Raw genomic sequence first — 19,980 nt, 5'->3', positions numbered from 1 at the left:
GGGGCTTTTTTTTTGCCTTATCCGCACCGGCCGTTTTCATCTCGACGGATAGGCCGGATAACCCTCGCCTACAGGCATTACCTGTGAATGCCACCAGCGCCGTTCTTCTTTTGGCAGCCGGTAGCTGAAGTCTGTTTTGGCGTCATGCCATTGATTGCCCGCACGATCAACACCGATGACTGAGTAGCTCGGAAACGTACGTGTGGCGATGTCTTCGACATAGCGCAGACCAAAACGATTCCAGGAAGGCTCCTTGCCCTTCCAGCAGCTGAGCCAGCCAAAGAATTCGTGTCAGGTCGGTGTGCGCCTGAACGCTGAAGCAAAGGTCAATGGAGAGCAGCCTAGATCTGATGGCTGCGGGTAGAGCTGTGTATGGAAGCCTGTTTTTTTGAACACCCAATAAGCTTGCGATTGCGATTTAAATTCAGATGAGTCTTGTGAATTCAATCAAGAAAAACCTGACCTTTGGTAACGGTAAATACATCTTTGATGGCTCAATATCTTGAGGCCAAGACATCAACCCTTCCAGGTAGTTTCCCTGTAATTTCTAATACAGCCTTGATGAATCTCTATGTGTATGGTTTGAAAGTCATCTATATGGAGCAAGTTCATGCCCATCAGTGATTTCTTAAAAGAGACCATTAATGATTGCATGACCAATAAGGCAGAATCATTGAATGGCAGGATTGCAATGGTTGGTATATTGGCTCTTATGGTTACGTACCTTGCAACGGGAGACATTATCCCAGGTGTTTTTTAGTCTGGCGATTCTCCAATTGATGGGGAGCGATTAACTGGGAGTCATTCTTAGATTAAAACTTATATAAAACTCTAATGAATGGGCTCCCGATTTTCCTTAAATGAATCATTTTCTGATTGATGTTTGAAGGTTATTGATCTCTCTTCTGTAGACCTGCAGTAACATGATTCCCTCAGTTATGTAGTAGAGGCCTCTGTTGAATTTAATCATCTAGCTTGGTCACACAATGCATGTATTTGCCTTCATGATGCTCAGACGGCTCAAGCCTTTGCGGGCAATAGTGGTTGCTGTGTCTTGATTCTTTCAAAGGCTTTTATTCTTTCTTATGATCTCATCAGCCATTTCAAATGGCAGCCTTTAGGGCGTTGATGGTGTTAGATAGCAAGCAGCATCTCCATCTGAAATTTTCAGGAGTAGTTTTTGCATGACAGGGTCAACTAAATTAAGCTTTGATTCGTTCAAAGTGAATCAATTGATGCAGACAGAAAAGCGCCTTTTGGCCTAAATAGAGTTAGACGAGAAGACTTTCCATGACTGAAATGTTAAATTTTGATCTGCGGCAGAAAGCTCTGAAACTCCTCAGCAGAAAAAGAGCTTTGAAAAATGAGCTCAAGCTTTACCTTGTTTTCAATCAATTGCTTATCTGGGTTTGGGTGTTTACTAAAATTACCTTTTTTTGGCCCATTTGGTCTATTTTGGCTGGAGGTATTTATCTTCTTTCTAAGTCACATAAACTCTCTCGTATACAGAAGCAGCTTATCCATGCAAAAGCGAGGCAGCGTATGGGTGCCTCGACTCTTCTAAAAGACGAACACATTTCGAAACTTGTTGAAGCATCGTGAATCTTGGCGCTTCATCTTCGTAATGGAGGAGATCGACAGAAAACTTGCAGAACCTATCAAGGCAGCTGAGGGCTCGCCCTTTGCGGACCCGAAGAAGATGCTACCGAGACCATCAATCTCCAGACATTTCAGAGGCTAAATCTTGATTCAGTCAGAAGAATATTAGATTCGAAAAGATCCCATGATATTTTTTGCATTATTAAATACCGAAACATTGAATATGGATAACAGTGGTTTTATTGATTGGTATTCGAACTAAAAAACTTGATTATAGATCAAGTGTATTTGAGTAGCCTTGCGATTTTAGTTAGACAAACAATGCCTCAAGTATCAATATGAAATAGATGTAGGCAATAGCAAGTGTCTGCAATGATGCTCATGATGAAAGGTTGATGTATGAAAAGGATTTCAATTGATGCTTGCCGCGAGTTTGTCTTATCTTGAATCATTTGGCAATTTATAAAGTCGGCCGTCTTAAACTAAGCCAATTGGTTTAATAGAGCTTTTATTCCTACATTTACTAGAAAGCAGCTAAGACCTGCTTCATTATTCTTAGCTTGTCGTGCTGCTTCATGGCTGCGTTTGGGCAAGTCAATTGGTTGACGACCACTTCCTCACTAAACAGGTAATATCCCAATAAATTTTGGTTGCCATAGAAGTCAATGCAAGGATATTTTCCATTAGCCAATAGAATCTATCTTTTGTAGTTGTAAGCACAGGTTAGTTGATTGTAAGTCTTCAAACCATGGCATAGTCAACTTTTGCGGCTGTATTGTGAGGTTTTATACAGCATTCTTTTATAGTTTTTCTTATCTTTATCAAGTCACATATTTTGAGCAAGACCATGACGATCGCTGATTTCATGAGCAACAAGGCAGAGACTTGGAACGGAAGAGTCGCAATGCTTGGCTTTTTAGTGGCCATCGGTACATATGTAGTAACAGGAGAAATTATTCCCGGTATTTTTTAGTGAACTTATAGGGAGCTTTCTTGAGCTATTTTTATATTCAAGTGGCTCCCTATTATTTAAACCAAAAGGCTCTTCATCTATTGCATTGGGGCGTGTCATCCCTTTCTAATTTCACCTCAAGTGCTTTGCGGCATTGATCGATCCGTGCACTCATAGCCACTGGGGTGGCGCAGCGCTCCAACCCTACTTGATGCCTTGTGTGCATCGCTCCATGAGCTCCATGGCGTCTTAGATGCAATCGTCAAGCCTCCTTTCGTGAGTAGCAACAGAAGCAGATGAGGCCATCAATCAAACGTGCTGCAGCCTCGTCGCATCCTTCTACTGCAACTAATCAACGCCTACTTTCAACTCTCAGTTCTCAACGCTCTTCTCACCAGCATCGATCTACGGCCTGGCTGAAGAGGTAACAACAGAGCAACTCAACACATCTCCTGGTAGGCATCCGAGCGGATCGGCAACGTACTGACGAACCAAGGGCTAGCAACCGATTAGATATATCAAGATTTCTTGATGGATCGCCAACTGTTCCTCGTATCACATACGCGCTGCTCTAGTTATGGAACGCCTAACAGCGCTAAGGCTCATGATGACCATTCTCAAGAAGGGCTTTCTGCTTTCTTCACTGGTCGTTCTCGGTGTTGGCATCACGGCTTGCGGCACCTCAGGATCATCCGCACGGCTCAGCGGAGCTGGTGCCACTTTCCCTGCAAAGATCTATACCCGTTGGTTCTCTGAGCTGGCCAAGGCTGGGGGGCCACAGGTCAACTATCAAGCTGTTGGCTCTGGATCTGGTCGTAAAGCCTTCATTGATCAGACCGTGAGCTTCGCGGCATCGGATGATCCGATGAAGCAGGAGGATATTGACAAGGTTCAGCGTGGCTTGGTGCAAATCCCCATGGTGGGAGGCACCATCGCCTTTGGCTACAACCGCAACTGCGACCTGAAGTTGACCCAACAGCAAGCGGTTCAAGTTGCTCTTGGCAGCATCACTGATTGGAATCAACTCAATTGCCCTGCAGGCAAGATCACTTGGGTGCATCGCTCTGATGGCTCTGGCACCACCAAGGCATTTACCAATTCCATGCAGGCCTTTTCTAAACAATGGACCCTGGGAACCGGTAAATCAGTGGAATGGCCAGCAGGGGTGGGCGCCAAAGGGAATTCAGGTGTTGCTGGTGTGATTACAAACACACCAGGTGCCATCGGCTATGTGAATCAGTCATTCATCAAAGGAGAGGTCAAAGCTGCTGCACTTGAAAATCTCTCTGGCGAGTTCCTCAAGCCAAGTGTGAATACAGGAGCTGCTGCCCTCAATGGCATCCAGTTAGACGCCAATCTCGCTGGTACCAATCCAAACCCCACAGCCAAAGGGGCTTATCCGATTGCCACTCTCACCTGGTTGTTGGCATACAAAACTGGTAATGGCAGCAACCTTGATGCTCTTAAAACAACCTTTGACTACATGTTGAGTGATGAGGCTCAGGCGCAAGCTGATGGTTTGGGATTTGTTCCCCTTCAAGGCAAAATTCTCAACAAAGCTCGTAGTGCCGTTGGCTTGGTCGGCAAGTGACAATCGCCCCGCCACATTTGCTTGATTCAAGTCGTGCCAGAACCTTAATGAAGGCACTTGCAGACCCTATTCGTCTGCAAGTGATCGAGGAGCTTGCCTCTGGTGAACGTTGTGTGTGTGATCTCATTAATGAGTTAAGTCTTGGCCAATCACGTCTTTCCTTTCACCTCAAGGTCTTAAAAGATGCTGGTTTGATTGTTGATCGGCAGAGTGGTCGTTGGGTTTATTACCGCTTAGAGCCAAAAGCCCTTGGTATCTTGCAGGATTGGCTTTCATCTTTAGCCGACCAATGCCAGAAACCAACGATTGACTGCGAATAATGATGTTGTTGCTAGTCATGAGCCTGATCAGCAGACCAAAGCAAAAGCCCCAGCCGCTTGAGGATGCCGCCGCAACACTGTTGAATTGACAAGAACAATCAAACAGCTTGTGGTGCAACAGGATCCCAATGGCCGATAAGTCAGCGAAATGGATCACAGCCCTGCGCGACAGGATCAGACGACAATGTGGCGATGGCTGGATGGTTCGCGGCGTTGGTGACGGTCTTCTCCAGAGGGTTCAGCTGACTGTGCGCTTCGACGATGGCACCCGCACCAGCATCATCCTCGGTCCAAAGGCCAAGACCGATCCTGATTTCGTTCCATGGGTCGCAACAAGCGCTGATTGGATCTTGAAAATTTCAACTGAGATCTCTGAGTTAATGAAAGATCAGGGCAAAGGATTGACTGATGCCTACGAGTTGGTGAAACAAAGAAACGAGTCTGGAGCTGATGGTGAATTCGATTGGGAACGACTACTAAAAAAATTCAAATCACATAAAACAAGTAAAAGCAAAAATGGAGCCCGGGTTTGGAACCGTAACTACCGCACTCCCCTTGCCCGTACAGTCGTTATTCTCACAAGCCAGCCTGAACCCAGCTCCGGCTACACGCTCTTGAAAGCATTGATTGAACGTCATGGAGGAGAGCCCGGCTCCACAAGCAGAAGACTTCGCATTCAGTACGCAGCAGAATTCCTTCGCTTCGCGTTTAAACATGGCGCCAACAGGCGTTGGCTACCACCGGAAGATCTCAAGACATTGATCGGCGAAAAAAATGTCGATTTCACTCAGAACAACGTCAACACGGTGTAGGGGTGTAGGAAACCAAGCCGCTTCGCCACATTCCAGCTGACAGGCAACCCGTTAGCCCCCCTTCAGGTCTCGCATTGATCAGCACCTGCTTGAAGCTCTACCAGGCCCGTACTACCGCAAACAAAAGTTGATGCCCAAGCAAAGCTTGCCTGCGATCGCTGGCTACGAAGCCGAAATTCTTGCCCTCGTTCAACAAGCTAATCCCGCTGTGCTCACGCACAGCAATCTCAATCTGGAGCAGTTTCAATCAGCCTTTGCCTGTGCTCTCCACATGCATCAGCCCACGATTCCAGCAGGTGCGAATGGAGAACTGATCTCGCATCTGCAATACATGCTGGAGCACAGCGAAGAAGGCGATAACCACAACGCCGAACCCTTTGCCCATTGCTACAAGCGCCTCGCAGACATCATTCCCCAACTGATTGAAGAGGGATGCAACCCTCGCATCATGCTGGATTACTCAGGCAACTTGCTCTGGGGTGTTGAGCAAATGGGCCGTGTCGACATTCTCGAGGCGCTTAAACGTCTGGCATGCGATCCCACGCTTCAACCCCATGTGGAATGGCTCGGCACCTTTTGGAGCCATGCCGTTGCACCCTCAACTCCTATTCCAGATCTAAAGCTACAAATCCTGGCCTGGCAGCATCAATTCGCTGCCATGTTTGGGCGGCAGGCATTGCAACGAGTGAAGGGTTTCTCGCCACCGGAAATGCACCTTCCCAACCATCCAGACACCCTCTATGAATTGGTGAAAGCCCTCAGAGATTGCGGATACCGTTGGCTCCTTGTTCAAGAAAACAGCGTTGAAAACTTCGATGGCTCATGCCTTCGCCATGCACAGAAATACGGCCCCAATCAACTTGTGGCTCGTAACTCCAGAGGGGAAACAGTCACCATTGTGGCGTTGATCAAAACCCAGGGCTCAGACACCAAATTGGTAGGACAGATGCAGCCCTATCACGAAGCATTAGGCCTGGGCAGACAATCACTGGCAGGCAAATCGATTCCATCATTGGTCTCTCAAATTGCCGACGGAGAAAATGGAGGCGTGATGATGAATGAGTTTCCAGCCGCCTTTATCCAAGCCCATCAAACCGTTGCTGCCCAGGTTGATCCTGTAAGCACAGTTGCGCTCAACGGCACTGAATATCTGGAGTTACTGGAGGCCGCCGGTGTGGAAGCCTCTGATTACCCGAAGATTCAGGCGGTACAGCAACACAAGCTGTGGGATAACACTGACAGCCCCATCAACCCCGAATCAATCGAAGCAGCCATCAGCAACCTCAAAGAAACAGATCCCTCCTTCTCGATGGACGGCGCATCCTGGACCAACAATCTCAGCTGGATCAAGGGCTATGAAAATGTTCTGGAACCGATCAACAGCCTCAGCGCCAAGTTTCACCAGCTGTTTGATCCCTTGGTGACAAAGGATCCAGCAATCACGCAAACCCCGCAGTATCAAGAAGCTCTGCTCTACCTGCTACTGCTAGAAACCAGTTGCTTCCGCTATTGGGGCCAAGGCACCTGGACCAACTACGCCAATGAGATCCACCGGCGCGGAGAAGCCATGATCAACTCAGCAAACCAAGCACTGAGATAGGTGTTCGTCTAAGCAACAATGCAAAAGCAAAGCCTTCAACTTTGCAGTCAATCCCAAAGTGATCGCAAACATCAATAATCGGCATCGTGCCTAGAGGATTACAAAGTCCTGAACTCCTATTTAGGGGGGACAGGGAGGCACATCCCACAAATGCCAAACAAACACCTGTAGACTATTCCCAACCGTTGGCCCCGTTCCGGGGCGCAGTCAGACTTAAGCCAGGCAACGGGGGCTTAAGCACTGCAGGAGCGTTCGATGAACATCCTCTCCATGATTCAGCGCAAAGCGCAAAAGCAAGCTGCCCTGTCTCATTCCCAGTTCCTGATGGCGAAAAGCTATCGAGGAATTGACTACACCTCCGCTCATCAGTCCCCAGCGAAACTCGCTGTCCACACACACACCAATCGAGGGGTTGACTACACCATATAAATCACTTAAATCTCCTACAAATCACACCACCTCAGCGGTTTTCCTCAAGGAAACCGCTTTTTTATTTCCTATGCGCGCTCTCATCGTCTCGACCATCTGCCTCACTGGTTTATTGGCCGTCAGTTGCAGCAACAGGAAAGATCAAGCCAGTGCACCGATCAAATCTGATGTCTTGGTGTCTTCAACAGAATCATGGGATGGGGAGCGGGTCAGCTATCCGCAAGGCAAAGCTGAGATGACATTGATAAGAGCTGTTTTTCCGCCTGGCGCCAAAACCCCAATCCACACTCACCCTCAACCTGGTGTCGTGTATGTCGAGAAAGGTTGGATCAAGTGCACACTCACAGAGTCTGGTAAGGCAAGGGAGTTCAGACGAGGAGAAGCCTTTGTTGCCTCTACCGGAGACACCCAACACGCCTGTGAAAACATTGGCAATGAAGATGCCGTTGTGTTTGTTGCCTGGGCAGGGGTAGAAGGAGTGCCGCTCAAGCAACCTGTCAAAACTGAATGAAGTCAGAACTGTTGGCAGTGTTGCGGCCAGCCCCTCTTGCACATCGCGCCTGCGCAGGTTTTTATATAGGCAATAAAAGAGCCCCCCAGCTAACGAGGGGGCGGATTTGTGAAAAACCGACTGATCCCCATCACCCGGCCACGCAAAGAGAATAGTGGCTGTCAAGGGTGAAAGTGGTGGTCTTCACACTATATTTAGGTTTAAATGCATTTATATAGACTTTCTGACACCACCTGTAGCGGAAGCTTGTTTTTTTGATCATTTTTGCCTAAAAGTTGATTTCCCCATCACCCGGACCCGTCGCTCTCCTGCGAGGGTCTTTTTTATTGCTTGCCATAGAGCAGCCGCTGCCTTTGTGCCCCAAAATCTTTGCCCTGTTGGCGTGAACAGAGGTTGGAGATGATTGTCGATTGGATCGACAACAAGATCTTGAACAAACCAATGTTCTTCTCGCCCACAACGCTGAGCACAGCTCAAGAACTCAACAACTCTACTCTTGAGTATGAATATCAAGTCGGTGTGTCCTCCAAGTCTGCTGAGTGATTCACTAACGATCAAGCATCACCAACAAGGCCCCAACCATCTTGCGCCAGTTCAGCCTGGCTTGCATCAAGCAAGACAACAGTCTCAAAAAAAGAGCCTGCTGCTGGTTCATTGAATCGCGAGTTTCAATCGGTCAGAACAAAAGCCCCTCGCTTGTAGCACGGAAAAGAGATGGACAGCCAATTGGTGCAGGAGGCTGTCTGATTGATGAAAGAAGCAATTGACAATCACCTGGATGATCAGGCGAGTGATTGAACTCTGTTGTATTAACGATGACAGCAAGACCGCCTGAGACCGCTTGAAACCACTTCGATAATCGATGCTTTGGGCTTAGATAAGTAGCAATAAAGCCTCGGCTATCCGTACCAACGCAGGTCCCAAAGCCCCCACATTGGCGTTGTTTTTTTGTCATTGTCATGGAACGTTTTTTGGCAGGCACATTCAATGCCTCAATCAAAGCTCACCCTCTCCTTCATCCTCTTCACATCACTCTGGATTGTTTGGTCCACTTGGGATGCAGTGCAGCCTGTTCTAAGTAGTGGTCAACTGGCTGCGCTATTCCCTTTACTGCCAGTAAGCGCACTTTTATTAGGCCTCTCTTTCTTCGACAACGAAGATGATGATGATCACAACGGTGGGACGCTTCAACCCATCTATGCCAAGGCTAGAGCTTAATCAGGTGGATTTTTACACCATCACACTCGGCGTTTTTATCGCGCTGTTTTGCCTCGCTGTATACAGGATTGCTGATCAGCCTGCCTAAGCAGCACGGATACAGGTGGCGACACAATTCCATTCTGGTTCAGTGGTGTCATCCCAATTCTCTGGTTCGGCACTTAAGTACACCGTCTTCAAGAGTTTCACTGACTCATCAACGCTTGTTGCTTGAGGATCTCTTGCACGAGCCAATGCTGCCTTTTGCTCTTCAGTGAGTGTTACTGGAGAGTAGTTATCCACGAGTTTGAGTGTTGTTGGCATGGCGAAGAATTTTTGTTGGCTCTTAATAGCAACAAAAAAGCCTCTCAGCTAGGGGGCTTGATCTCAATTCAATGTGAACGAGCTCACACATCAGAGCCTGAACATCTGCCAGAGCGATGATCAGGGGCAGTTGGGTGAGCAGAAGCAGTGCTATCAAGCAGGGGCACTCAATCAAATCTCATCGGGGAGAGTGTTGCTGCGAACTTGGCATGCTTAGGCTCGAGCAAAACTTGCTGCATCGCCGCATTCGCTGCCATTGAACAGGTGACCCTAGAGCAAATACATGCATCAATAAAGAGTCTACGTAACTGGCATATCACACCAACACCTTTCTGTGGTATTAAGGCCTCCCATGGGCTAGCGCCCTTGGACCTCCCGTCCCATGGGCCAAAGCATGAATTTCAGCCGTCTAGGCGATGCGATTCGCCAGCGAGGCCAAATCCAAGCAAGAGGTACAAATAAGCCATCGCTCTAAACATTGGCCCTAAGCATGCAGCGGCCAACGCGAGCACCCTTGCCAAAACAAAAGATCTGGTATCGATTGACATTCCTCCCTGCGTCTTATCTCTTCCTTGAGCGATGGATCGATGCCGAACCTGTCGCCAGGAGCAGGCCGCCCATCCACAAGTCGACAATACAGGTGTACTATGTTTGCTCACGTTGCCGATAAAAACACCATGGCTGCAAGCGCACCAATCCCCAACAACCCCACCACGGGGAAAGCCTGGACACGCAATGAACTGCTTACAGAGCTGGAGGTAGAACGCAAAAGAAACTCAGAGCGAACCAGTGGAATTGTCTCCTGGTCTGAGCAAGTTTCAAATGTGCAAGCTCGTTGGCGCATCCATCTCAAAGAGTGGACAATCCTCACCCACCAAGTCTACGAACTAGGCCGCGAATGCCGCGTCTTTACAGAGACCCGCCTGCTCGCGAGCACGAGTACCTCTCTAAGGCGATCGAATTGATACCAACTAGCAAAAACAAAAGAGTGCCGATGGATCAGGATGGATTAATGCTGTGACCGATGTCATTTTTTTCTGCGGATCATCGCGACCATTGATCATGAGCAAGACAACTCGAACCATGCCCTACTAAATCCACCAAGAAGGCTCCAGAGAGCTGATGGGCCAGTCAAGGCTCATTGCCCGCGGAAGATGAACATGCTTATGCCGCTACGAATGGCACTACCCCTCAGCTCTTCAATAAGGCCTGGTTTTCGCTGGATTGAAAGCGTCGTTTCCAGGAGCCTTGAAGATCAATTCGCTGTTGAGGCGAACCAAGAGCCCTAGTCGAAACCAGGGCTTTTCCTTCGTCATCTCGAGAGTTCCTAGGCCTCGATCCCATACTCAATTGCGATTTGATGCAGCTCATCGAACGTCAATTCGGAAAAATAACTCCGCAAGCAAAGCAAGGATTCAAAGCTCTCTAAGGTGCCACCACCCTCTTTAAGCAGCAATAGTCGAGCCAATCTCATGGCGAGTTCATTCTTGGTCACGCGGCGAGCTCTTCTGTGAACTGAGGGTCTGGGTCTTCCCCGCATGGAGTCGTCAGTTTTTGCCATCCATCAAGAAGCATCTGACCACATAGTTCAAGGGCTTGATCCAAAGGAAGCCTCAGGCGCTGTTTCATCTGCGATGGAGTTCCATCCATTTGTGCACTCCATTGGTCAACAAAAACGAAGGGGTTTCTGATCCAACTGTTGGCATCGCGGTGGAAGCGATAGCAGAAATGGCCATCAGGGCTGATCAGCCAGCCATTGACCTGCTGCACTGGAGGACTTTGCATAACACAAGCAAAAGTACGCCTGTACTAGCCTTGTTCCTGTGGCCTGTCAATAGTGGCGATGGGCGGCACGCTGATCTTGTTAGCTACGCCCCTACATGCCCTTGATCAGAGCGTCCTCCGGACGATCGCGACAACCCGAAAACCGATTTCAAAATCGCGCTGTGAGAGTTGCGCCTTGCCCAGGCATCAAAAACACTCCTGCGCAGAGCTTCCCAACTTCACGCAACTGATCTGGCCTGGTTCGCAAAGGTAAAGCCCATCCACTAGAAAATTTTGATCAACCCCATAGCCATCATTGAGCCCTGCAAAGACTTGGCAGGGCAAGTTACCAGAAGCTATAGACAGCCCTAAAGAATGCAGAAAATTTTTTCACCACAACAGAATGAGAACCCACTAAGTAAAGCCTCACTTTGCGCGGGGGCTTTGCTTAATACGATGATTTAAAAATCATTACCTTGAGAGCACGTATTTGCCATACTATCAATCAGTTGACCCTATTAGTTTAGTCAGGACAGAGTTAATGATGACATTCCTTGGCTTGATGATGAGTTTTCTAATCAGTATTTCACCAGTAGTCCCAAGTGCATTAGCTCCGGAATCAACCTCTTTTACATGCGATGGAAGTCTTGTCGAAGCAACAATCTACAACAATGAGAATGGAGCATACAGCAGAGTAAAAGCATATGAAGAGCTTGATGCTGGAGCTTTTATCGTGATCAAGCTAGTGAATTCAAAACTAATGCTACCAAGAACCTTCAATGTTGGCGAAACCAGTTTTACTGATGGCAAATGGTGGTGGAACTATGAAGACCATCAACATCCAACTTTCCGGGGTCTTACACCACTCGGTGAAATTCAAGAATTTAATTGTGAAGCTCTATAAGCTAGCATTCGCTTAGGAATGGCTACCACCATGTCTAGCAAATTAGGATTTAGTTGGTAATAAATAAGTGGATAGATCCTAAGCTTTGCTAAAAATGATTGATCCAAATTAACAAAGAATCACCTCCAGTAAACAAGGCATACACAGAACAGTGCTTAAGAAAAATCAGCGAAAGCAAACTAGTGTGAGGGATAGGAGATCACACATCCTTTTAATGAGCCTGCGTCGACCTGGCGCCATTGCTGTAGGGGTTAGTGGGTCTGCTGCTGTTGTGTTGTCACTGTTTAAGGAGTCTTACCAATGACGAAGGCGGGGTTGAAAGTCAAAATCAATGCGTTGCCAGACAACCACATCTCGATAGAGCTAGAGGTTCCAGCGGCTCGCTGCAAATCAAGTTATGACGCAGCCTTATCGCGCCTAGGTAGCGCGATAAGGCTGCCAGGCTTCCGTCCAGGAAAGATTCCTAAGCAAGTGATCATTCAGCAGATCGGTATCGCACGTATCAAAGCAGCGGCACTAGAGAAGCTGATCGATATGACATGGAAGGAAGCCATCGTTCAAGAATCAATCGAACCAATTTCTGAGGCGCAGCTCAAAGAAGAACTTCAAACTCTTGTGGATCGCTTCAGTCCTGATAAAAGTGTGACATTTACTCTTGAAGCAGAGGTGGCTGCAGCAAGCAAACAGGAAGAAGAGTGAAAAGCCGACCTGACGGAACTTGAAAAGAGTAAAGAGACAAAGAAGATCAGAGCATGATTAATAACTGTTGGCAGTCTTATGGGAGGGGGGGGCACTAAGTTATAGATTCCAATTCAACGCAAGATGTTGGTCAGCTAGCTAAAAATTAGGGGTGCTTGACTCATGAATCCAATTCAACTGGTTGAGATCACAATCGTCAGATTCATTTGCCAGATTAGCTCCGCCATGAAGTTGTTCTGACTAATCTCTTCTGCAGTTGGCTTGATACCGGTGAAACGATCTGAACTCTTGAGAGTCATAACAGGGGCGGCAGTGTTGAGTATCAGCCAATGTCTTGGGCGCCCAAGCCAAGCCTTGGCCATGGAGGGAAAGCTTCCTGCTCTAGACGCTCAAGCCCCAGACTTTGAGCTAGAGGCCGCTGCTCAAGAAGGTGCGCTGGCTGAGAAATTACAACGTGATGCCTTTCTAGGCAGTTGGCTGGTTCTTTACTTCTACCCTCGCGACTTCACCAGTGGCTGCACACTCGAGGCGCGTGGATTCCAGCGAGATCTCTCAGACTTTAACGCTGCAGGTGCGGCTGTGGTGGGAGTCAGCGCTGATGGCACCGAAGAGCACGTGAGCTTCTGTAGCAGCGAAGGCCTTGGATACACATTGTTGTCTGACCCAGGTGGAGTCGTAAGCGAAAGGTATGGATCATGGAGTTCACCATTCAGCCAACGTCACACATTTCTGATTGATCCCGAGGGCATCCTTCGCGCTCGCTGGGAAGACGTAAGTCCATCTCGCCATAGTCAAGATGTGCTGCGAGCGTTGAAGGAACTTCAGCAGTCATAAATGAATCGCGAGGGAAAGAGACCATCTAACTTCTGCCCAAACAGCGAAAAACTTATCGCAAACAGGCAAAATAATAACGCAAATATCTTGAAATTACCTGCAATATTGTGCACACCGGAAAGCGTTGATACTGTAAGCAATCATTCCTTCTGTCAAGCAAGTCTGAAACTAGATAGAATGGTGCACTGCTCAGCATAGGTGAGGCAATGGTCTTTAATCCTGCTCGAAAATACAAGACAGCCAAACATTTCATCTGGAAAACTTCTCCTAGAATCAGCTTATTGAGTTTTGCTCTGATAGTAAGCCCTTGGTCTAATCCTGCCCTAGCAGAAAAACTAGTTCCAATAACGACATCAGAAGGAATGGTCTTGTTGCAAAGCAGCAAGTCTGTATCAGATTACGGCTCGTTAATGGAAGCTTTTCTGACCCAATCAAACCTTTCCTATTGCGGGGTTGCCAGTGCCGTAATGGTTTTAAACAGCCTAGCAATTCCTGCACCTCCAGTAGATGGTTTCAGAAACTACCACTTCTGGACCCAAGACAATATCTTCGACTCGGATTCATCTCAAGCAGTCATTAGCCCAGCCAAAGTCAGGCGTCAAGGCATGACACTTCAAGAAGTTCAAAACCTACTAAGTCATCATGGTGTTTCTTCTAAGCGTTTACACGGAGATACCCTTAGTCTGTCAGCATTTAGATCGCTTCTTAAAGCTAATCTTGACGATTCTAATGATCGCTTGATTGTCAATTATGACAGGAAGGTTCTTGGCCAAAAAGGGGGTGGACACTTCTCTCCACTAGCAGCTTATGACGCCGTTACTGACAAAGTTCTAATCCTAGATGTTGCCAGATACCGCTATCCTTCTGTATGGGTAAAAACACATGATCTATGGAAAGCAATGCGAACATTAGACGGCATATCAGGATTGCAGAGAGGGATGCTCGTTATTGAATAGTGTGCAAGATTAGGGAGAATCATTTATAAAATAATTTCTCATGAAACTTGTCCCTTTTCACAAAGAAATACTAATACAATAGATCAATCATTATCCCTATAAATTCTAACTTGACAAGATTATCCTTAGCTAATAGCCAGCAGAACCATGAGATGAAACCAATCCGGGAGAATGCTGATCAAGTGATGACCCAGTAGCCACTCCAGTCGGGCTTCATGCCATCATGTCGCCCCTGAGGATCGATCTCCAGGACGACTGAATGTCCCTGTAGACGGATGATCGCGGCATGATCATCCTTGTGGATCTGATCCATCGGCTCGAACCAGCGGCGACGTGCCTTGCCCTTGGCAATTTGAGCTGAAGGTGCGACCACAAGTTCCAAATGATGCTGTTCAAGCATTTCACCAGCCTTATAACCTCCCAGGTTGATGAACCAGAGCTTGTTAGCTTCGTTTGCATTAACTTTGCCGGCGCTAGCCATTGTGATCCGGTAACCATCCACGAAGCGGATGCGCATGTAGCTGTCCACATGCAACCCTCGAGGATTGCCAATCCATTGTGATTTCAGCTGGGGAACTGTTGCTTCAATCGTTTCACCCACCACCCAGCGCACATCGTGCATCTCCACGTGTCCTCCGCGCGTCCTCCCACCCAACACGACAAGGTAGAGATTCATCTCTATAAAAGACTAATCAAGGAAAAGATCATTTTTGATGCTTAAAAAGAAATACTGCACAAAAGCTTCACTTAAGCCAGCATGCCAAAAGAAAAGACCAAAAAATAGTTTAAGGCTAGACTATCAGCTATTCCTTTTGAGGCTTCCAAAGCAACAATACAACCCAAAGAGTAGATGAGACAACGATCAATGCCTCAACAAGATATGTGTGCATACTAAGCCCTCTCGTTCTTCCCAAGCTTAGCAAGCATTTTCAAGAAAAGAAAGCATAAATGTTTAAACCGGATTAACGGGTAAAAATTTGAATTAATCCCCATATTAAATCATGAATCTATCCTTATTCCATTTATCCTTGCTCTACGAGCGAAGCCTGCTGGAGTGAAGAGCCGGGGCCTATAGGCATACGAATAAAAACAAGCATCGAGACTAATTACCAACAGAGTAGAGGGGGACAACTCTCTCTAGATGTTTTGTTAATCCTATCGATCAAGTCGATTCATTATTGCGCGCACGTTTTACCGCTAGACCAGCTTCTACAGCAGTTGTTCCAGCGACAAGCAAGAGACCTATAAGACCCACCAATTGATTTCTTTGCTCATTAACAGGATCAATGTCTTGACCCAAGACAGCACCAATCACAATCCAAATACTAACGATCGCGGAAGTAATCCAATAGGCCTTCCACCTCCGTTGGTAGAGGTAGCCGGCTCCAATACCTGGCAAAATATTTAATGCAACAGCAACCCAACCAGCAGAAGATGCAACAATTTGATCTTTGGTCGACTTATCCATTTGAAAGAGATAAACAGCTAATATCATAGCAAATCAAAATGATGCAATAGACGACATGCAATTAAGCATAAACAGCCATGCCGGTACAAGACAAAAGCAATCTATATAAATTTAAAACAGATAAATGTTAAACGACTAATACACTTGGCCCTCCTCCTCCATCAACAAATATAATACTTCTAAATCCAGAATGGATTCAGCAACTTTACCCCTTAAAGAAACGAGTGATTCAGGGTCCATAGCAGACTCTACAATCATCAGCTTTGCCTGTTGAACAGCATGCTCTAGGTTTCTAACTTTAAGCTTGCAAATGTGCTTATTGGCTTTGCAATGCTGCAGCGTATAGGAGTCAATCATAAAATCAATGCATCAATCAAGGCATGCATCAAACAAAGGAAACCTTAGTTTTACTCTCTTTCTATTTTAGCTCTCACGAAAGAGCCACTGTTTAATTTTCAACTCCTCCTAGAAGTCCTAAGGTCATCGATAACAATAGAGTGCCTTAGCCTTAGCCTTAGCCTTTTGTATGAATCATGGCCCATTAGGAAAAAACAATACGCTCAGGAAGCGAGCAATAGTTCAAACTAATGAAGAGGTCATGGATTAGCAATCTGTGCATAGAGTCTAGATTAATTGTAGCCTTCATGCAAAGATTTTCGTCTTATTTGCCAACTCAGATTGCTTCCTTTGTTGGCTTTACTGCAGTCAAGGCTTTGTCGCGATCACTGCAAAAAATGGATCTCCTTTGCCGCCTAGCAACCCCAAGACACCTGTTGAGCGAGTCTCCTCTGCGATGATCTCAGGCTTTGGCCAACCCTGAGCCATCAGCACCCTAGAAACATAGCTGTAATGATCACGGTCATCACCATCCCTCCAGATCTGCGGAGCTTTTGTGAAAAACATACGATTCGAGAACGCAACGATGACTTGGCCCTTCGAGCGCGTCACACGCAATAACTCCGCAGCCATATCCTCAGGCTGCTGAAGGTATTGCCAACCCGCAACGACAAGAGTCGCATCAATGCTCTCATCCTTAAGCGGAATGGACTGGTTGAGATTGAAATTCTGAACCCAATGGCTATCAAGCCGGTTGTTGGCCACGAGTTCCTTTTCATTGAGGCCATGGCCGATCACACGGTCATAGATAACGTCATCAGGCAGGTGAGACACCCAGCTCGACATCAAGTCGAGCACTGTGGAGCAAGGCGGGATCTTCTCGCGATAAAGCTGCGTCAAACGCTCCCGAAAGGCCTCGTCCAAATGATGAACGAAACGAGGCTCAGCATAAAAAAGCACGTCATCGTTCTGATCGAGCTTGGAACGCTGATCGTTTCGAAGAACTTGAACCGCCAAGGGGATTGCGAAGCGATGTTCAGTCTCGCCTGCTGCAAACCATTCCGCGAGTCAATAACCTCAAGGCCTCACAAGATTCAACTAAGCTAATATCAGCAAAACATGCTCACTATCGTCAACTTTTGCGAGTTTCTCTATATAGATCATTTCAGTACTAATCCACTCGAGCAGATGATTTTTAAGCTGCCGCAGGGGAATTTTTCCCGCTTTAGCCGTTAATTGTCTTACCAACCATTGCAGCTACTTGCAGGAAATAGAAAGCCCCCACACTAGCAGGGGCTTCATGAATCGCCACTGAGCTTGTAGTGGTTCCTCCTTGCCCAAAAATTCTTGTCATGCCGAGCGCGAGCAGGTCTCCTTTGCTGCGGCAGGCTCAGCGATAGGTGCCTTGATCGCTTGCTTGGCTTGCGGCAGTGCTGTTTGAAGCGCCTCAATCTGTGCTTCAACTTTGTTGACTGAATCGAGCAAATCGGCCCTTACATTCTCGAGATGAGAAACACGTTCTGAGTTCTGGCGATCCTGATCAGCCTTGAACTCAGAATCACTGATCACAGAAACGCGAGGACGTGTTTTATAGAAGCTTGCACTAGAGAAAAACTCGTCAAAGAGGGAGTACATGGTGTTCTATAAGAGATTTTTACAGCTTGGTCGGCGTAGATGCCTAGACCGAACAAAAGCAGTACGGAGAACCAGGCCCGGTTGGGATTAAAAAGCCACTCCAAAGTGATAGTTGTACGGTTTTCGCCAATCAACTTGCATCGGGGAATCGATGGCTTGATCAAAAGCACTCCACAACAGCTGGACCTCGTCGTTACAAGCACTCCCTTGACGGTGATGCTCATCAGCGACGCAGCAAAAACGACTGAGATCTCTTTTTTTCACTCCTGGGCGTGAAAAACCTCATCCCTATGGGGCAGAAATGCCCCTCCCCAAGGCATTCTCTAGTTGCACATCTGTGGACCCCACCGCTCCATATCAATGTCAGGGCCTTGATCTAGATGTCTGCTACTACCTCCTGACCGCCATCCCAGAAAGGCATTTTTGTGACTGCATCAGTTCGTTCATGCCGATCACCACGTTGCCCATTGGCTCATCAGTGATGCCTTCCACGCCAATTTCACCATTTGCCGATTGGCCATCCGCTCGCCAAATCTCAAGGCAATAGAGAGGCCTTTGAGGATCAGCCAAGCGGATGGCCCTTGTTTTACAAGGGTTGATCAAAGCTCACTTGATCGCGTAAATGTTCGATCACTCCAACATCATCAACCAAGTGGTAATCACGAATACATGTCTTTGGATCATTGCCTACATCGGTTTTTTCTGGATCATTCATGATCTCCATGCGTGGAGATACAGCGACTCACTCCCTTGGGTACCCGGATCATCCAAGGGTCTTTTCTTGCTCACGCACGAATCCATAAGTTGATCTGGAAGGAACGGCAGAAGCTTTTTTCGATCAACGTCAGTCGATCGTGTTTAAAAACCAAGTTTTGCAGCTCTGGCGACTTACACTCTCCACTTAGGTTTTTCCATATTTCTATGGAAGGCCACAGTTTGCATTAAGCACGTCTAAGCAATAGCTTCTCTTTATATTAGCCAGACAAAAGAAGGCTAGACGAGCATCAAGGTTTTAAATTCCCCTTTTGAAATTATCCTTGCAGAACTCTAAGATTAATCTTTAAGGATACCTTGATGGAAGCTCAATAACATCGCAAGCACTACGATACTTTGCCCCAAAGTACAATCATCAACAAGCTTGATTTATGCGATCGAACTCAAGCAGCTGTCTTTGCGATCAGGCATGGCTGCGTGGAGTGAGAAAGGCTCAAAGAGGAATTAATTGGATAACAAATACTACCAATCAGGCTATAAAGATAGTAGACAGTATTGGGAATAAACATTGTTGATCATGGCGATAGATATTGATTGTTTTGTCTATCAAAAGAAAGAAGTTAGTTCTTCGAAATCATTGTATATTTAACGGGATCAACAGAGTCTTCCCCTACCTAGGTCACAAAGATTTCAGCCACTAAAGCCTTACTTTGGTGACCTCGGCCTGAATCGCTGATGGTCCAGTGGAAACCTTGATAGGACGTCTGGTGAAAATCTCAACACGAATGCCCGCGCGAGTAATCGCGATTAAAGCCTTGCTTAAAAAGGCTGTGCTCACGATAACGGCTAGCGGCCAACGCCAGGCCAGCAACAGCTCAAAAATGCCCCTCATCTATCGCCTCAGTTAGGAGCTAGTCGTAGCTCACCTCACCTATGACCAGCAAGCCCTAAATCATTAGTAGCAACAGTTCCGCCTTCGCCTTATTTTTTACGCAAGGGGCCCCATCTGATGCGCATGACTGCATTGCCTTCGACTTAGCTCTTCCTTTCAACATCTGCAAAAAAGTAGCTCTTAGCATTTAGGCAAGCCAAAACCAAGGCTAGGCAAGCGAAATTTGATTCAACCGATCAGCATTGCGGGGCTAATCAAAGAACGTATCTCGTTCATTCGCCACTCGGCTAAAAACCTCCCCCAAGCCCCTTATTCATGTATTGGTTTTGATGCGGACTAATAACAGCAGCAAAGTATCGCCACAATCACAGGCTCAGTTCTTCACTCGAACCCCATTGACAATTGCTGGCCTATGCTCATGATCGCTCCTGCTTATATCAGCA

Annotated in this window: 29 protein-coding genes; 16 read left to right on the top strand and 13 right to left on the bottom strand. The window is 47.0% G+C overall.

From position 1 onward, the window contains the following. Window positions 1-77: 77 nt before the first annotated feature. Complete coding sequence (locus SIB41_RS03710) at window positions 78-221, bottom strand: hypothetical protein (protein WP_413360545.1); 144 nt, start codon at window positions 219-221, stop codon at window positions 78-80. A gap of 268 nt (window positions 222-489) precedes the next feature. Here SIB41_RS03710 and SIB41_RS03705 point away from each other — a divergent pair, with 268 nt between their 5' ends. The 7 genes from SIB41_RS03705 (at window position 490) to SIB41_RS03675 (ending at window position 6,874) form a co-directional block, all read left to right on the top strand. Next, window positions 490-624 carry a hypothetical protein gene (locus SIB41_RS03705; RefSeq protein WP_413360543.1) on the top strand — a complete coding sequence of 45 codons (135 nt, stop codon included), beginning with the start codon at window positions 490-492 and terminating at the stop codon, window positions 622-624. Window positions 625-1,290: 666 nt separating this feature from the next. After that, window positions 1,291-1,602 (top strand): 2TM domain-containing protein, encoded by a 312-nt coding sequence (locus tag SIB41_RS03700; RefSeq protein ID WP_063395370.1) that lies wholly within the window; start codon window positions 1,291-1,293, stop codon window positions 1,600-1,602. Window positions 1,603-2,446: 844 nt separating this feature from the next. Then, the gene (locus SIB41_RS03695; RefSeq protein WP_011130364.1) at window positions 2,447-2,572 is read left to right on the top strand and encodes a high light inducible protein; all 126 of its coding nucleotides are present in this window, start codon (window positions 2,447-2,449) and stop codon (window positions 2,570-2,572) included. A gap of 586 nt (window positions 2,573-3,158) precedes the next feature. After that, on the top strand, window positions 3,159-4,142 hold the full coding sequence (pstS, locus tag SIB41_RS03690; protein WP_413361367.1) for a phosphate ABC transporter substrate-binding protein PstS: 984 nt from the start codon (window positions 3,159-3,161) through the stop codon (window positions 4,140-4,142). 47 nt (window positions 4,143-4,189) lie between these two features. After that, complete coding sequence (locus tag SIB41_RS03685) at window positions 4,190-4,462, top strand: ArsR/SmtB family transcription factor (RefSeq protein ID WP_413361365.1); 273 nt, start codon at window positions 4,190-4,192, stop codon at window positions 4,460-4,462. 128 nt (window positions 4,463-4,590) lie between these two features. Continuing rightward, window positions 4,591-5,274, top strand: coding sequence for a hypothetical protein (locus tag SIB41_RS03680; RefSeq protein WP_063407752.1), 684 nt, complete (start codon window positions 4,591-4,593; stop codon window positions 5,272-5,274). A 130-nt stretch (window positions 5,275-5,404) separates the two neighbouring features. Further along, entirely contained in the window at window positions 5,405-6,874 is a 1,470-nt protein-coding gene (locus tag SIB41_RS03675; RefSeq protein WP_413360540.1) for a glycosyl hydrolase family 57, read from the top strand. Between the two features lie 213 nt (window positions 6,875-7,087). On the opposite strand, the gene SIB41_RS03670 is transcribed toward SIB41_RS03675, so the two are convergent. Continuing rightward, the gene (locus tag SIB41_RS03670) at window positions 7,088-7,267 is read right to left on the bottom strand and encodes a hypothetical protein (RefSeq protein ID WP_052646180.1); all 180 of its coding nucleotides are present in this window, start codon (window positions 7,265-7,267) and stop codon (window positions 7,088-7,090) included. A 106-nt stretch (window positions 7,268-7,373) separates the two neighbouring features. Here SIB41_RS03670 and SIB41_RS03665 point away from each other — a divergent pair, with 106 nt between their 5' ends. After that, on the top strand, window positions 7,374-7,814 hold the full coding sequence (locus tag SIB41_RS03665; RefSeq protein WP_011130376.1) for a cupin domain-containing protein: 441 nt from the start codon (window positions 7,374-7,376) through the stop codon (window positions 7,812-7,814). Next, entirely contained in the window at window positions 7,811-7,969 is a 159-nt protein-coding gene (locus SIB41_RS03660; RefSeq protein ID WP_413360537.1) for a hypothetical protein, read from the top strand. Before SIB41_RS03665 ends, SIB41_RS03660 begins: the two co-directional genes overlap by 4 nt. A 103-nt stretch (window positions 7,970-8,072) precedes the next feature. Here SIB41_RS03660 and SIB41_RS03655 read toward each other — a convergent pair whose 3' ends face one another. Then, window positions 8,073-8,291, bottom strand: coding sequence for a gamma-thionins family protein (locus SIB41_RS03655; protein WP_413360535.1), 219 nt, complete (start codon window positions 8,289-8,291; stop codon window positions 8,073-8,075). A gap of 510 nt (window positions 8,292-8,801) precedes the next feature. On the opposite strand from SIB41_RS03655, the gene SIB41_RS03650 reads away from it, so the two are divergent. Beyond that, entirely contained in the window at window positions 8,802-9,032 is a 231-nt protein-coding gene (locus SIB41_RS03650; RefSeq protein WP_236069680.1) for a hypothetical protein, read from the top strand. Window positions 9,033-9,116: 84 nt separating this feature from the next. Here SIB41_RS03650 and SIB41_RS03645 read toward each other — a convergent pair whose 3' ends face one another. Then, window positions 9,117-9,335, bottom strand: a complete 219-nt coding sequence (locus SIB41_RS03645) for a hypothetical protein (protein ID WP_413360532.1) — start codon at window positions 9,333-9,335, stop codon at window positions 9,117-9,119. 647 nt (window positions 9,336-9,982) lie between these two features. Between SIB41_RS03645 and SIB41_RS03640 the strand changes: the two genes are divergently transcribed. Beyond that, the gene (locus SIB41_RS03640) at window positions 9,983-10,300 is read left to right on the top strand and encodes a hypothetical protein (RefSeq protein ID WP_413360530.1); all 318 of its coding nucleotides are present in this window, start codon (window positions 9,983-9,985) and stop codon (window positions 10,298-10,300) included. Between the two features lie 526 nt (window positions 10,301-10,826). Here SIB41_RS03640 and SIB41_RS03635 read toward each other — a convergent pair. After that, window positions 10,827-11,120, bottom strand: coding sequence for a DUF1651 domain-containing protein (locus SIB41_RS03635; RefSeq protein WP_063395381.1), 294 nt, complete (start codon window positions 11,118-11,120; stop codon window positions 10,827-10,829). Between the two features lie 520 nt (window positions 11,121-11,640). Between SIB41_RS03635 and SIB41_RS03630 the strand changes: the two genes are divergently transcribed. The 4 genes from SIB41_RS03630 to SIB41_RS03615 all read left to right on the top strand — a co-directional run bounded on the left by SIB41_RS03630 (window position 11,641) and on the right by SIB41_RS03615 (window position 14,492). Continuing rightward, window positions 11,641-12,003, top strand: a complete 363-nt coding sequence (locus SIB41_RS03630; RefSeq protein ID WP_413360528.1) for a hypothetical protein — start codon at window positions 11,641-11,643, stop codon at window positions 12,001-12,003. Between the two features lie 300 nt (window positions 12,004-12,303). After that, on the top strand, window positions 12,304-12,702 hold the full coding sequence (locus tag SIB41_RS03625) for a trigger factor family protein (protein WP_413360525.1): 399 nt from the start codon (window positions 12,304-12,306) through the stop codon (window positions 12,700-12,702). Window positions 12,703-12,972: 270 nt separating this feature from the next. Next, window positions 12,973-13,536 carry a peroxiredoxin gene (locus SIB41_RS03620; protein ID WP_413360523.1) on the top strand — a complete coding sequence of 188 codons (564 nt, stop codon included), beginning with the start codon at window positions 12,973-12,975 and terminating at the stop codon, window positions 13,534-13,536. A 206-nt stretch (window positions 13,537-13,742) separates the two neighbouring features. Further along, entirely contained in the window at window positions 13,743-14,492 is a 750-nt protein-coding gene (locus SIB41_RS03615) for a phytochelatin synthase family protein (protein WP_413360521.1), read from the top strand. A gap of 178 nt (window positions 14,493-14,670) precedes the next feature. Here the strand turns inward: SIB41_RS03615 and SIB41_RS03610 are convergent, their stop codons facing one another. The 5 genes from SIB41_RS03610 to SIB41_RS03590 form a co-directional block, all read right to left on the bottom strand. Continuing rightward, on the bottom strand, window positions 14,671-15,168 hold the full coding sequence (locus tag SIB41_RS03610) for a DUF1543 domain-containing protein (protein WP_413360518.1): 498 nt from the start codon (window positions 15,166-15,168) through the stop codon (window positions 14,671-14,673). 486 nt (window positions 15,169-15,654) lie between these two features. Next, complete coding sequence (locus SIB41_RS03605) at window positions 15,655-15,987, bottom strand: hypothetical protein (protein ID WP_413360516.1); 333 nt, start codon at window positions 15,985-15,987, stop codon at window positions 15,655-15,657. A gap of 678 nt (window positions 15,988-16,665) precedes the next feature. After that, window positions 16,666-17,313 (bottom strand): methyltransferase domain-containing protein, encoded by a 648-nt coding sequence (locus tag SIB41_RS03600; RefSeq protein ID WP_413360514.1) that lies wholly within the window; start codon window positions 17,311-17,313, stop codon window positions 16,666-16,668. Between the two features lie 208 nt (window positions 17,314-17,521). After that, a complete protein-coding gene (locus SIB41_RS03595) occupies window positions 17,522-17,650 on the bottom strand; it encodes a hypothetical protein (RefSeq protein WP_413360512.1) in 129 nt (42 codons plus the stop codon). After that, entirely contained in the window at window positions 17,647-17,931 is a 285-nt protein-coding gene (locus SIB41_RS03590) for a hypothetical protein (protein WP_413360510.1), read from the bottom strand. The genes SIB41_RS03595 and SIB41_RS03590 overlap by 4 nt, the downstream gene beginning before the upstream one ends. Window positions 17,932-17,970: 39 nt before the next feature. On the opposite strand from SIB41_RS03590, the gene SIB41_RS03585 reads away from it, so the two are divergent. Further along, the gene (locus SIB41_RS03585; RefSeq protein ID WP_413360508.1) at window positions 17,971-18,207 is read left to right on the top strand and encodes a hypothetical protein; all 237 of its coding nucleotides are present in this window, start codon (window positions 17,971-17,973) and stop codon (window positions 18,205-18,207) included. Between the two features lie 114 nt (window positions 18,208-18,321). Here the strand turns inward: SIB41_RS03585 and SIB41_RS03580 are convergent, their stop codons facing one another. The 3 genes from SIB41_RS03580 to SIB41_RS03570 all read right to left on the bottom strand — a co-directional run bounded on the left by SIB41_RS03580 (window position 18,322) and on the right by SIB41_RS03570 (window position 19,537). Then, a complete protein-coding gene (locus SIB41_RS03580; protein WP_413360505.1) occupies window positions 18,322-18,501 on the bottom strand; it encodes a hypothetical protein in 180 nt (59 codons plus the stop codon). Window positions 18,502-18,517: 16 nt separating this feature from the next. Further along, window positions 18,518-18,655 carry a hypothetical protein gene (locus tag SIB41_RS03575; RefSeq protein ID WP_413360502.1) on the bottom strand — a complete coding sequence of 46 codons (138 nt, stop codon included), beginning with the start codon at window positions 18,653-18,655 and terminating at the stop codon, window positions 18,518-18,520. A gap of 687 nt (window positions 18,656-19,342) precedes the next feature. Beyond that, on the bottom strand, window positions 19,343-19,537 hold the full coding sequence (locus SIB41_RS03570) for a hypothetical protein (protein WP_041384432.1): 195 nt from the start codon (window positions 19,535-19,537) through the stop codon (window positions 19,343-19,345). Window positions 19,538-19,980 lie beyond the last annotated feature (443 nt).

This window comes from Prochlorococcus sp. MIT 1201, assembly GCF_047303415.1.
Classification (GTDB): Bacteria; Cyanobacteriota; Cyanobacteriia; order PCC-6307; family Cyanobiaceae; genus Prochlorococcus; species Prochlorococcus marinus_D.
The sequence above is the reverse complement of the archived record's forward strand: the minus strand, read 5'-3'. Positions and strand labels throughout refer to the sequence as shown.